We start from the raw sequence: 12465 nt of genomic DNA, 5'->3' as shown, positions 1-12465 counted from the left end.
AAGTGAGAAGGGCCAAGTTCCAAACGCTTCGCTCATTCCTGTGGCTCTTCATTGGCACTTGGAACTTTCCGACTTGGAACTTCGGGGCTGAGCCGCGTTACGGCACGTAGGCGTAGCCGAGGCCGCGGCGGGTCTGGATCAGTTCCTCGGTGCCGGGGCAAAGGGCGCGGAGCTTGGCCCGGATGGTCTTGATGTGGGCGTCGATCGTCCGGTCGGTCACCGCACCGGGATCCTCCCAGGCGTGGTCGAGAAGCTGGTCGCGGGTGAAGACCCGGTTGGGCCGGCGGAGAAAGACGAGCAGAAGCTTGTACTCGTGCGCGGTGAGGTCGAGTGCCTGCCCCTGGCAGAGGATCCGCATCGCGGACTCGTCGTGGGCGAGGGGGGAGTCGGAGTCGCCGGTGGGTTCATCGGACGGCCCGGACCGCTCTTCCCTGCCTTCGGAGCGGCGGAGGATGGCGCGGACGCGGGCGACGACCTCGCGTGGGCTGAAGGGCTTGGTGACGTAGTCGTCGCCGCCGATTTCCAGGCCGAGGACCCGGTCGAGTTCGCCGTCGCGGGCGGTCAGGAAAAGGATGGGAACCGCCGAGGTTTCGCGGAGCTGCTTGCAGACCTCGAGGCCGGTCATGTCGGGCAGGCCGATGTCGAGGATGACGAAGTCGAAGGGGTCGTCCGCGTGGAGCTTGAGCGCCCCGCCGCCGGTGAGGGAGTGCTCGACTTCGAAGCGCTCGGTCTTGAGGGCATAGACGAGGGTGTCGGCGATGGAGGGTTCGTCTTCGACAAGGAGGATGCGCATGGTGCCTGGTGGGTGGTGAAGGTGGGTGGAGTCTCCGGGGGGCGCGTGAAGGAAAGGTGAAGGGGGCGGGGAATTTCGGAGGAATCGGGTCGGCAGGCGAACAGGCTCGCCGCCGGCCACGCACCGGGATAACGTTTCCACGTGATCGAGACAACGCTGGACGACGGCACCGCGGTCCGGTTGCGCCGGTTGGGTCCGGACGACCGCGACGGTCTGGCCGAAGGCTACCGGTTGTTGTCGCCCGAGTCCCGCTATCAGCGGTTCTGGGTCCGGACCGGAGAAACCATCGGTGAAGGAATGCTCGACCGGATCCTGGGAAACGATCCGGTGAACCACGCGGTCTGGGCGGTGCTGGATCCGGCCCGGGAGTATCCCGGGGTCGGGGCCGGTAGCTGGTGGCGATCCCGGGAGGACCCGGATGAAGCGGAGTTTTCCTGTACGGTGCTCGATGCCGACCAGCGGCGGGGTGTCGGGACCCTCCTCCTTGCGGCGGCGTGGGTCGATGCGATGGCCGCGGGTGTGCGGCGGTTTGTCGGTTACACCATGCCGGAGAACGTGACGGCGGTTCGCTGGATGCGCGACACCGGCGCGGCGGCCGAATGGGACGGCTACAAGGTGATCTTCCGCTGGAATCTGGATGACTTGGAAAGCATCCCCCCGACGACGCCGGGCGTCGCCCTGGCCGGGCGCCTGGCGGAGCTGGCTGGTAGGGTGGCTGCGGTGGGCGGGGACTGATTTGTTTCGTCAGTCCGCACCCCGGCTGGTGGAATGCCTGCATGTCGGGAAAGCATTCACTGTCGGCGCGTCAGGTGAGGAGTCTGGTCGACGGCCGCGATCTGCAGGAATTGAAGCAGGCCCTGAGCCCTGATCCGTCCGACGCACTGCGTCTGCTGCCCGCCAGTGGCAAGGTCAGCCGGGAGCGCACGATCAAGTTGTGGGAGCGGATCGGGGCTCCGGAGACGCTGCGCCGCGAATTGCTCGGAGAGAGCGATCCGTCCGTCTATCAGGGGAACATCGAAAACTGCCTGGGCGAGGTTCGAATGCCCGTGGGGTTGGCCGGACCGTTGCGGGTGCACGGGCTTTGCGCGCAGGGCGATTACCTCGTTCCGCTGGCGACGACCGAGGCGGCCCTGGTGGCGTCCTACCACCGCGGCTGCGCCCTGATCGGTGAGGCCGGTGGCTGCACGGCGATGCTGCTTTACGAAACGGTGGGCCGTTCACCGGCATTCGCGTTCCGCACCCTGGCTGAGGCCGGGCAGTTCATTGCGTGGGTCGTGAGTCAGGTGGATCATTTCAAGAAGCTTGCCGCCGGCACGACGCGCCACGGCGAGATGATCGATCTCGGCGCGACCTTCGAAGGCAATCATGTGTATCTGACCTTCGAGTTTTCCACCGGCGATGCGTCGGGGCAGAACATGGTGACCCTGGCGACCCAGGCGGTGTGCGATGCGATCATGGCCGAGAGCCCGGTGAAGCCGGAGAGGATGTGGGTGGAGGGAAACCTGTCCGGCGACAAGAAGGCGTCGGCGAAATCCTTCACGACGACGCGGGGAAAGAAGGTGACCGCCGAGGTCAGGATCCCGTCGGCGCTGGTGGAAAAGCGCCTCCACACGACACCGGAGGAACTGGAGCGCTACTGGCGGGTGTCGGCGATGGGCGGTGTGCTGAGCGGGAGCTTCGGCGTGCAGGGCCACTTCGCGAACGGACTCGCCGCGTTGTATCTGGCGACTGGTCAGGATGTGGCCTGTGTGGCGGAATCGGCGGTGGGTGTGACCCGCTTCGAGGTCGGGGACGCCGGAGAACTTTACGCGGCGGTGACCTTGCCCGGCCTGATGATCGGCACCGTGGGCGGCGGCACCGGGCTGCCGACGCAACGGGCGTGCCTCGAGCTGATGGGGCTGGCCGGGGCCGGTCATGCCCGGGCGCTGGCCGAAGTGGCTGCCGGACTGATGCTGGCCGGGGAGTTGTCGATCATCGGTGCCATGGCGGCCGGTCATTTTTCGCGGGCCCATCGCAAGCTCGCCCGGGAGAGGAGCGTGGGGCAATAGGTCCCATGGGTCCGACAGGTCCAATGGGAGGAAGCCTGTAACATCGATAGAATCGATAATGACTTATGAAACTTCGATTTCATCGAGAACTCCGGAGGTGATAGCCTCTCATTCCATGCGATGGTGGATCTATCAGAAGGAGCGGTTTCCGTTGCTCGCGCACGGGCCGCTGATCCTGGTGTTCAGTGCCTGCGCGGTGTCGTATTCGGCGTTGCTTCGCGGCGGCGAGCCGCACTGGCCGGCGTATGCCGTGGCTTTCGGGGTGTGCCTGCTGTTCTTCCTCCAGTTGCGGATCGCGGACGAGTTCAAGGATGCCGGGGAGGATGCCCGCTGGCGTCCGTATCGCCCGGTGCCGCGCGGGCTGGTGAAACTGCGCGAGTTGGGGTGGGTGTTCGTGATGGCGGCGGTCGTGCAGCTCGGGTTGTCGCTGTTCTATGACTTCCGGCTTGGCTGGGTGCTGGCGATCGGGTGGGCCTACCTGGCCCTGATGAGTGTCGAGTTCTTCGCCCGCGATTGGCTGAAGGCGCGGCCGGTCGTTTACCTGCTCACCCACATGGGGATCATGCCGCTGGTGGACTTCTTTGCCACGGCCTGCGACTGGATGCCGCGTGGTGGTCCGCCGGCGGGACTGGGTCCTTTTCTCGCGGCGAGCTTCTTCAATGGGATCGTGATCGAGGTCGGGCGCAAGCTGCGCCAACCGGAGGACGAGGAGGAGGGCGTGGAAACCTACTCGGCCCTGTGGGGCCGCAAGCGGGGTCTCGCGGTCTGGATCGGGTGCCAGGGATTGACCCTCGTCTTTGCAACGGTCGCCGCCGCAAGGATCGGCTTCGCGTTGCCGGTGGCATCGACGCTGGCGGTCCTGATGGTCGTCTCGCTGGCGGTCGGGATCCGCTATGTGAAGGGCGGTTTGAAGGGGAGGGTGATCGAAGGACTGGCCGGCGCGTGGACGCTGGTGCTCTATGCGATGCTGGGTGTGGTTCCCATGGGGCTGAAGTGGTTCTAACGTTGGATGCGCAGGAGCATGAAAAACGATTTCAAAAGGCTCGGAGGAAAGGGGGCGGCGCTGCGCGAGTTGGAGCGGGCGGGTTTTCCGGTGCCGGGATGGGTGGCGGTGCTGCCGGGCGAGGCGGTGTCGTTGGAGGATGTCGCGGCACTTGGTGGCACGGAGTTTGCCGTTCGGTCATCGGCGCAGGGTGAAGACGGGGGCGAGCATTCGTTTGCGGGTCAGTTGGAGAGCTTTCTCCGGGTGCCACTGGAGGAGGTGACGGCGCGGGTCGAGGATGTGAGGGAGTCGGGCGCGAAGGCATCGGTGCGGAAGTATCAGGACGAGCGTGGCGTGACGGGAGAGCTGGAAACGGCGGTGATCGTGCAGCGGATGATTGAGGCGCGTTTTGCCGGGGTGGCCTTCAGCGCGAATCCGGTCGATGGGAGACGGCGGGTGACCGTCATCTCAGCGGTCGAAGGGACTGCGGAGCGTCTGGTGTCGGGAGAGGTCGACGGGGAGATGTGGTGTCACGATGGTGACTGGCGTGAGAAGGGAACGCTGCTGGATGATGAGACCGTGCGGTCGATCATCGATCTGGCACGGCGGTGTGAGGCCTTCTTCGGCCGTCCGCAGGACATCGAGTGGGCCGTCGATGGCGATGGAAAGCTGTGGCTGCTTCAGTCGCGGGCGATCACCACGCTCGGGGGGCTTCCCGATCCCGACGACGAACTTCAGATCTGGGACAACAGCAACATCGCCGAGAGTTATGGCGGGGTGACCTCAGCGTTGACCTTTTCGTTCGCGAGGCGGATCTACGAGCACGTCTATCGCGAGTTCTGCCGGATGATGAAGGTTCCCGGCCGTCGGATGGAGCGCGGGGATGCCGTCTTTTCCCGGATGCTCGGGATGATCGAGGGGCGGGTGTATTACAACCTCTTGAGCTGGTACCGGGTGCTGGCCCTGTTGCCCGGATTTTCGGTGAACCGGCGTTTCATGGAGCAGATGATGGGCGTGAAGGAGTCGCTGCCCGGGAACCTGACCGAGGCCATCGCCGCCGAGACGCGGGAAGGGAAGTTTGCGGACGGCATGGCCTTGGCAAGAACGCTGCTGGGATTGGTCTGGAGTCAGCTGACCCTGAAGCGCCGCATCGCGGAATTCCGCGAGCGCCTCGACGAGGCCCTGGGTGAGCCCGAAGTGCCGCATGCCCGGATGAGTGGTGATGAGTTGGTGGCGGAATACCGCCGGCTGGAGTCGAGCCTGCTCAAACGCTGGGACGCGCCGCTGGTGAACGATTTCCTGGCCATGATCTGCAACGGCGTGCTGCGCAAGATGTGTGCGAAGCGTCCCGGTGGCGAGGACCTGGCCAACGGGCTGATCGCGGATTGTGGAGAGATCATTTCGGCCGAGCCGGCGCGGAGGATTCGGGAGATGGGTGAGCTGGCGTCCAAGGTGGACGGCCTGGCGGAGATGCTGGCCGATCCCGGGGTGGAGTCGTGGGTCAAGCGCTCGAGGCTGCGGGAGTTGCCGGAGCTGGCGGAGGTCTTTGATCAGTACGTCGCGGACTTCGGGGACCGCTGCCTGGAAGAGCTGAAGCTGGAGAGCCCGACCCTGGAGGATGATCCCGGCAGTCTGCTTGCCTCGATCGGGGCGATGGCCCTGAGGGGCGGGGCGAGCGGTCGGGATGCGGCACCGGTCGAGGTGCCGCCCGGTTGGCTGTTTGGAAAGGTGCTGGCGGCCACCCGGGCCCGGGTGCGGGACCGGGAGAACCTGCGCTTCGAGAGGACCCGCTTGTTCGGCCGGGTGAGGCGGATCGTGCGCGAATTGGGCCGGCGCTTGCATGCGGACGGACAGTTGGCCGATCTCGCCGACGTGTTCCATCTCGAGCTGGAGGAATTGCTCGGTGCGTGGGAGGGAACCCGGACATCGGTGCCTCTGGGGGCATTGGCCGCGGCCCGGAAAGCCGAGTATTTCCGATGCCTGGAGGCGACGGCGCCGCCGGATCGTCTGGCCACGCGGGGTCCGCTGCATCGCTATCGAAGCTTCGAGGCAATGAGCCGGGCGGTGAAGCCTGATGGAGAAAACCTTCAGGGGGTGGGAGCCTGCCCGGGGGTGGTGCGGGGCCGCGTAAGGGTGGTGGAGGATCCGAGAAGTGCGCGACTCGAGGCGGGCGAGATTCTGGTGGCGCGGCAGACGGATCCGGGCTGGGTGGTGTTGTTTCCCCAGGCGGCGGGGTTGCTGGTCGAGCGGGGAAGCGTGCTCTCGCATTCGGCGATCGTGTCGCGCGAGCTGGGCCTGCCCTGCGTGGTGAGTCTGCCGGGGGTGATGGATTGGCTGGAGACGGGTCAGTGGGTGGAAATGGATGGGAGCAGTGGGCAGGTGGTGAAGGTGGAGGAGGACCAGGAATGAGCAGCGAGATCCAGCAGCGGGCGAAGTTCGAGCAGGTGCGCTACGGCCAGTGCTGGGAGGATGCGGCGATCCTGGTCGAGGCGCTGGAGCCGGCCGGCCGCCATTGCGTGAGCATCGGTTCGGCCGGTGACAACAGCTTCGCCCTGCTCGGAGCCGGAGCGAGTCGGGTGACGGCGGTGGAGATGAACCCGGCGCAGGTGGCGTGCATCGAACTACGGCGTGCGGCGTATCTGAATCTGCGGCACGGTGAGATGCTCGAGTTGCTCGGTGCCCGGCCATCCGGGCGACGGCGGACGCTGTTCGAGAAGGTCGCCGGGGACATGCCGGAGAAGGCGCGGAAGTTTTGGCGGAACCTGCCGGGATGGCTGGAGACGGGGGCGATCGGAGTCGGGAGGTTCGAGGGCTACTTCCGCTTGTTTCGAAGGCGGGCGCTGCCCTTCGCCCATACCCGTCGCCGGGTGCGGGAGCTGCTGGAGCCTCGGTCGCCGGACGATCGGGAACGATTCTACGAGCAGGTGTGGAACAACCGTCGCTGGCGCGGGATTTTCCAGGTGTTCTTCTCGCGTTTCGTGATGGGTCGCCTTGGCCGGGATCCGGAGTTCTTCCGCTACGTCGAGGGCTCGGTGGCGGACCGGATCCTCGAGAGGACCCGTCATGCACTGGTCGAGCTTGAGCCGGCGGCCAATCCCTATCTCTGGTGGATTCTCACCGGGGGCTTCGGTGAGGCACTGCCGGAGGCACTGCGGGAAGACCGCTTCGAGTCGATCGCCGATGCCTTGCGCGAGGGGCGCTTCGAGTGCTTCGAGGGCAGTCTCGAGGGATGGTTGGAGGAGGGCCGGAAGGCCGATGCGTTCAACCTGAGCGACATCTTCGAGTACATGAGCGAGGCGAACTGCGGGCGCTTGATGAAAGGGATCGCCGCCGCGTCGACGCCGGGCACCCGCTGGGCGTACTGGAACATGCTCGCGCCGAGATCGTCCCCGGCATCGTTGCACGACGGGGTGCGTCCGCTGGCCGATCTGGCGGAGGAACTCTTCCGACGGGATCAGGCGTTCTTCTACAGTCGCTTCATCGTGGAGGAGGTGGCCTCGTGAACCCCTTGCTGGGCATCGCGGGGGTGAGTGCGATTCTGGCAGCCCTGCTGTGGGCGGTGGGCAGCCTCGGCCGCAGGGCCGGCTGGTCGCCGGAGGTTTCGCGCAAGCTTGTCCACGGACTCATGGGCCTGGTGTGTCTGGCCTTTCCGTGGGTCTTCGACGAGGCATGGGCCGTCGGCGTGCTGGCGGCGGTGGCGACGCTCGGGTTGCTGCTGGTCAGGCTCCTGCCCGCGCTTCGTGGTGGCATCGGTGGTGCCTTGCACGGCATTGGCCGGGTGTCGTTGGGCGAGCTGTTCTTTGCGCCGGCGGTGGCTCTGGTCTTCGCCTTGTCCGGGGAGCAGGTCGGCTACTATCTTGCATCGGTGCTGGTGCTGACCCTGGCCGATGCGGCCGGTGCGCTGGCCGGAACGAAGTGGGGAGTCTCACGCTACGGCAGTGGCGCGGGGTGGAAGTCGGTCGAGGGATCCGCGGCCTTCCTTTTTCTGGCGATCGCCTGCGTCGCGGTGCCGTTGGTCGCTGATGGCCGCTTCGCGCCCGGGAAGGTGATGTGGATTTCGCTCACCGTCGGATTGCTGGCCACCATGGCGGAGGGGCTTTCCGACCGGGGGAGTGACAATCTGGTCCTGCCCTTGTGGGTGTTCTTCCTGCTGAGCCGTTTCGGTGAGTTGGGTGAGCCGGCCTTGATGATCCGGTGTGGCACGGTGGTCGGGTTGCTGGTTCTGGTCGTGGTGCTGGGAAAGCTCTCGACGCTCGACGGCGCGGCTCTGTTGGCGGCGGGACTTCTCGGTTACGGTTTGGCGGTATTCGGCGGGATCGGATTTCTGTTGCCGGCGCTGGGCGTCTTCGGCGTGCATCTCGCAACAACCTGGTGGCACGGCCTCGCCGGGGAACTGCGGCATGGGCGGGAGCCGGTCTTTGCCGTGGCCTTGGCGACCTTGCCATGGGCGGCCGCGAACTTGTGGGTTGGAGAAAGTACCGCCTTGCTGGGCTGCGCGCTGGGTGCCGCGGCCATGCTCTGGATCATGCATCTCGGGACCCGGCGCTACCTGGGCAGGGAGGGCGCCGGCTGGATGTGGGGAATCGTGAAGCTGTTGGTGGTTCTGGCACCGGTTGTCGTCTGGCTTGGTGTCGGCCGGAGCGGGTGGCTGGCGTTGGCGGGCGGCCTGCTGGCGTTGGTTTCCGGACGGGTTTTCTTCGAGTTTTGCGACCGGCTGGGTGGAGATCAATCGACCTTCCGATTGGCGCGGGGTGCTTTCGCGCTGGTGCCGTCGCTGGTGGCCTTGTGGATTGATGGATGATGAAAGTGGAGCGAATGAATCCGGGCCGGGCGGGTGCCGACGAAACGTGGATTGCCCATGATGGTGGCGGCGAGCGTGGACAGGCCGGACTGTGGTGGAGCGAGGTGCCGTCGATGCCGGGCGAAATGGTCGGTTGCATTGGAGGCTTCGAGGCGGTGGATCGTGAAGCGGCACAGGCACTGCTGACGGCTGCCTGTGACCGGCTGCGGGAGGTGGGCTGCTCCCGGGCGATCGGTCCGATGGATGGAAACACCTGGCGCCGCCATCGCTTCGTGGTCGAGCCCGGGGAACGACCGCCGTTCTTTCTCGAGCCATCGAATCCTCCGGACTGGCCGGGGTGGTGGCAGGACGAGGGCTTCTCGGTGCTCAGCCGGTATTCGTCGTCGCGGCTTGTGCTGGGCGAGGCAAAAGCCGGCATGGACCGGATCGAGCAACGCCTCGCCGACCGGGGAGTGCGTGTGAGGGAGCTGGATCCGGCACGCTTCGAGGATGAGCTGCGGCTGATTCATCGGCTTTCACTGGAAAGCTTCGCCGGAAACTTCCTCTACACCCCGCTGGCGGAGCCCGAGTTTGTGGCGATGTATGCGAAGGTGCGCGAACTGGTGCGGCCCGGGCTGGTCTGGCTGGCGGAGGACGAGGATGGATTGGCGGGATTCGTCTTCAGCGTGCCGGACGCGCTGGCGATGCAGCGCGGCGAGCCCCCTGACCTGATCGTGAAGACGCTGGCAGTGAAGCGGGACCGCCGGACGGCGGGACTCGGGAGCCTCCTGGTCGACCGGGTCCAGAGTGCGGGGCTTCAGGCTGGCTTTACTCATGCCATCCACGCCCTGCAGCACGAGGCCAACACCTCGTTGCGGATCACCGGTCGTTTCGGGGGCTCGGTGATGCGGCGCTACGCCTTGTTGTCGAAACCACTATGAATCTCGTAGAAAAACTCGGGGCTCAGGCGGAGCTGGATCCGGAGCGATGGGCGCTGGTGGACGGGGGCGGGCGGGCGGTGTCCTTCGGCGGCCTGTGGAAGAGCGTCCGCCGGGTTGCGGCCGAGTTGGATCGGGCGGGGCTCGGTCCGGGTGACCGGGTGCTCGTGTTTCATCCGGTGGCGATCGAGTTGTATGAATTCCTTCTCGGGTGTTTCCACGCGGGAGTGGCGGTGGTGCTGGCAGACCCCTCGGGCGGGCGCGGATTCCTGGAGCAGGTTTGCGAGCGGGTGCGGCCCGAGGCTTTTTTCGGAAGCCGCAAGGCGCACCTGCTGCGGTGGACGATCGGGTCGCTGCGGCGGATTCCGCACGGCATGCATCCGCGGGGATGGTGGCCGGCATCGCGACCCGTGATGAACGGCACCCGGGAGGCCGGGCTTTTCGAGGTGCAGGCCGAGCATCCGGCCCTGATCACCTTTACCAGCGGCAGCACCGGTGAGCCGAAGGGAGCGGTGCGGACGCACGGGTTCCTGCTGGCGCAGCATCAGGCACTGAGCGCGGCCCTTGAGTTGGTGCCGGGCGAGCGCGACCTGGTGACCTTGCCGGTCTTTGCCCTGGCCAATCTGGCGAGCGGGGTGACCAGCGTGCTGGCCGATGCCGATCTCGGGCGTCCGGGCGAGGCGGATCCCGGGCGGATCGTCGCCCAGTGCCGGCGTTGGGAGGTGGAACGCGCGACGGCGGCCCCGGCCTTTTTCGAGGCCCTCCTTGCCGGCGGCGAGGCAGGCACCCTGCGAAAGGTATTCACCGGAGGCGCCCCGGTGCTTCCCGATCTGATCCGGCGTCTCCGGGAGGTGGGGATCGAAGCAACGGCGGTTTACGGTTCGACCGAAGCCGAGCCGGTCGCGGAATTTCCTTCCAAGGGGTGGACGCCCGAGGTGCTTGAGAAGATCAAGGCAGGGCGGGGGCTTCCCGCCGGGAGACCGGTCCTGGAGGTGGCCGTTCTTCCGGATCGTTTCGGGGAGCCGGTGGAGGCGATGACTGCCGACGCTTTCGAGGCGCAGCGTTTGGCCGTGGGCGAGATCGGAGAGATCGTGGTGGCCGGGCCGCAGGTTCTTACGGGATATCTGGATGGCCGCGACGACGACGAAACCAAGATCCGGGTGGGCGACCGGGTCTGGCATCGGACCGGCGATGCCGGTTGGCTCGATGCCGGCGGAGGACTCTGGCTGGTCGGGCGCTGCACGGCGAAACTGGGCGAACGCTATCCCCTGCAAATCGAGGCTGCCCTGCGCTTGCGTTTTCCGGAGCGGAGAACCGCGGCGCTGGAAGTCGCCGACGAGGTGGTGCTGGTGGTCGAGGGCGAGGCGGATCCGGAGTTTGAGAGAGCGGCGCGGGAGCTGGGCTGTTCACAGGTGAGGTCCGTGGACCTGCTGCCGATGGACCGGCGCCATCAGTCGAAAATCGACTATCCCAAATTGAAGGAGATGGTCGGTTCGTGAGGGTTGACGGACCCCGTGCCAAGCCGCGGCGAGGTAATGCGGCAGGATGCCGGAGCTGCCAGAGGAATCAGCGGTTGCCGGGAAATGGCTCCGCGGTGAGGCGGAGGTGGACCTCGGAGCTTGAAACCGGCGGCCGGGCGGGACGACTGAGCCCGAAGGCAAGTCCCGTGATCACGAGCAGGAGCAGATGGGCGATGAGCCATGCGCGCGTAAGGCGGGGTCGTGGCTGATGCAGTCGCTCCATCCGTCTGCCAAGCGTTGACCCGGCCATGGCGGCGACCAGGGGCGTGGCGCGTGTCTGGGCCAGGTCGCAAAGCAGGTGGGCGTAGCGATCAGGGCGTGCACCCGTGGCGAGAACCGCGGCGTCGCAGGCGAGTTCGGCCTGGTAGGCATGGTGCCGCGCGAGCCACCAGACGAGCGGGTTGAACCAGTGGAGGGCGCACGCGAGGACGCCGAGCAGGCGCCAGAGAGGGTCGCGGCGGTGGTGGTGGGCGATCTCGTGGGCGAGCACCATTTTCCGATGCGCGGGCTGCAGGGCGGACCAGTGGGGCGGCACGAGGACCACGGGGCGGATCACGCCGGCGGCGCAAGGACTCGTGATTTCGTCGAGCATGCGGATTTCGATCCGGCGGCCCTTCGGGGTGAGGCATTGATCGACCGGACGCGACTTTCCGATCAAGTGGCGGAGTCGTCGGGTCGCGCAGAGCAGCCGGACAAGTCCGACGGTCATGCCGGCCGGCAGCAGCCAGGCGACGAAGAAAGCCGGAGCGCCGGGACGGGCTTGCTCGCTGGCGGGCAGCACCGTCCACCCGGGGAGCAGGGAAAGGAAGGGCAGGGCAACCAGGAGCAGCAGGGCGGCGGCGCTGAGCCGATCGGTCCCGAAGGCGTCGCGGCGTCCCACCAGCAGGACGGCGAACGTGGCGACGACGGAAAAGGCGAAGGCGGCGGGCAGCACGGTGCTCATGCCGGGGCGGGGCGATTCAGGATTTTCGGGTGTTGATGAGCTTGCGGATGCGGTCGATCTCCTCGTCGTTGAGTTGCGGGTCGGCGGGGTCGAGCAGTGCCGCGACGAGTTTCTCGGGGCTGTCGTCGAAGAAGGTACCCAGCAAGCGTCGCAGGGCGGAGCGTTTGGCCTTCTTTTCCGAAACCGCCGGACGGTAGAGGTAGCGGCGCGACTCCTTGCGGTGGCGGATGAGGCCCTTCTCGGTCATGACGGCCAGCAGTGCACGAACCGCGGAGTAGCTGGGGGGAGAGGGCATGACGCGGCGGATGTCGTGCGCCGACGCTTCGCCCGCGCGATAGAGCGCGTCCATGATCTCCCTCTCCCGCCGCGACAGGCCGTCACCCATGCGCGTATTCTCCCCCGCTTCTTCCCGCCCGCCGCCGAGATCTCCCGTTTTCCCCATGCGATCGGACCCTACTCGC

The 12465-nt window shown here is 66.6% G+C and carries 11 protein-coding genes; 8 read left to right on the top strand and 3 right to left on the bottom strand.

The window, feature by feature from the left end:
- Positions 1-97 precede the first annotated feature (97 nt).
- Positions 98-793, bottom strand: a complete 696-nt coding sequence (creB, locus tag ACG2LG_RS09530) for a two-component system response regulator CreB (RefSeq protein WP_396258451.1) — start codon at positions 791-793, stop codon at positions 98-100.
- A 141-nt stretch (positions 794-934) separates the two neighbouring features.
- Between creB and ACG2LG_RS09525 the strand changes: the two genes are divergently transcribed.
- The 8 genes from ACG2LG_RS09525 (at position 935) to ACG2LG_RS09490 (ending at position 11040) form a co-directional block, all read left to right on the top strand.
- A complete protein-coding gene (locus ACG2LG_RS09525; protein ID WP_396258449.1) occupies positions 935-1528 on the top strand; it encodes a GNAT family N-acetyltransferase in 594 nt (197 codons plus the stop codon).
- Between the two features lie 41 nt (positions 1529-1569).
- Positions 1570-2841: a hydroxymethylglutaryl-CoA reductase gene (locus tag ACG2LG_RS09520; protein ID WP_396258447.1), complete on the top strand. Its 1272-nt coding sequence runs from the start codon at positions 1570-1572 to the stop codon at positions 2839-2841.
- A 115-nt stretch (positions 2842-2956) separates the two neighbouring features.
- Positions 2957-3844, top strand: a complete 888-nt coding sequence (locus ACG2LG_RS09515) for a UbiA family prenyltransferase (protein WP_396258446.1) — start codon at positions 2957-2959, stop codon at positions 3842-3844.
- 18 nt (positions 3845-3862) lie between these two features.
- Entirely contained in the window at positions 3863-6232 is a 2370-nt protein-coding gene (locus ACG2LG_RS09510) for a PEP/pyruvate-binding domain-containing protein (protein WP_396258444.1), read from the top strand.
- Positions 6229-7326 (top strand): DUF3419 family protein, encoded by a 1098-nt coding sequence (locus tag ACG2LG_RS09505; RefSeq protein WP_396258442.1) that lies wholly within the window; start codon positions 6229-6231, stop codon positions 7324-7326. Before ACG2LG_RS09510 ends, ACG2LG_RS09505 begins: the two co-directional genes overlap by 4 nt.
- Positions 7323-8624 (top strand): hypothetical protein, encoded by a 1302-nt coding sequence (locus ACG2LG_RS09500; protein WP_396258441.1) that lies wholly within the window; start codon positions 7323-7325, stop codon positions 8622-8624. Before ACG2LG_RS09505 ends, ACG2LG_RS09500 begins: the two co-directional genes overlap by 4 nt.
- Positions 8621-9544: a GNAT family N-acetyltransferase gene (locus ACG2LG_RS09495; protein ID WP_396258439.1), complete on the top strand. Its 924-nt coding sequence runs from the start codon at positions 8621-8623 to the stop codon at positions 9542-9544. The genes ACG2LG_RS09500 and ACG2LG_RS09495 overlap by 4 nt, the downstream gene beginning before the upstream one ends.
- Positions 9541-11040: an AMP-binding protein gene (locus ACG2LG_RS09490; protein ID WP_396258437.1), complete on the top strand. Its 1500-nt coding sequence runs from the start codon at positions 9541-9543 to the stop codon at positions 11038-11040. The genes ACG2LG_RS09495 and ACG2LG_RS09490 overlap by 4 nt, the downstream gene beginning before the upstream one ends.
- Positions 11041-11107: 67 nt before the next feature.
- Here the strand turns inward: ACG2LG_RS09490 and ACG2LG_RS09485 are convergent, their stop codons facing one another.
- Positions 11108-12004, bottom strand: a complete 897-nt coding sequence (locus ACG2LG_RS09485) for a M56 family metallopeptidase (protein ID WP_396258435.1) — start codon at positions 12002-12004, stop codon at positions 11108-11110.
- A 16-nt stretch (positions 12005-12020) separates the two neighbouring features.
- A complete protein-coding gene (locus ACG2LG_RS09480; RefSeq protein WP_396258433.1) occupies positions 12021-12446 on the bottom strand; it encodes a BlaI/MecI/CopY family transcriptional regulator in 426 nt (141 codons plus the stop codon).
- Positions 12447-12465 lie beyond the last annotated feature (19 nt).

Source organism: Haloferula sp. A504 (genome assembly GCF_044385805.1).
GTDB lineage: Bacteria > Verrucomicrobiota > Verrucomicrobiia > Verrucomicrobiales > Akkermansiaceae > Haloferula.
Note: the sequence above shows the minus strand (reverse complement) of the source record. Positions and strands in the feature narration are given on the sequence as shown.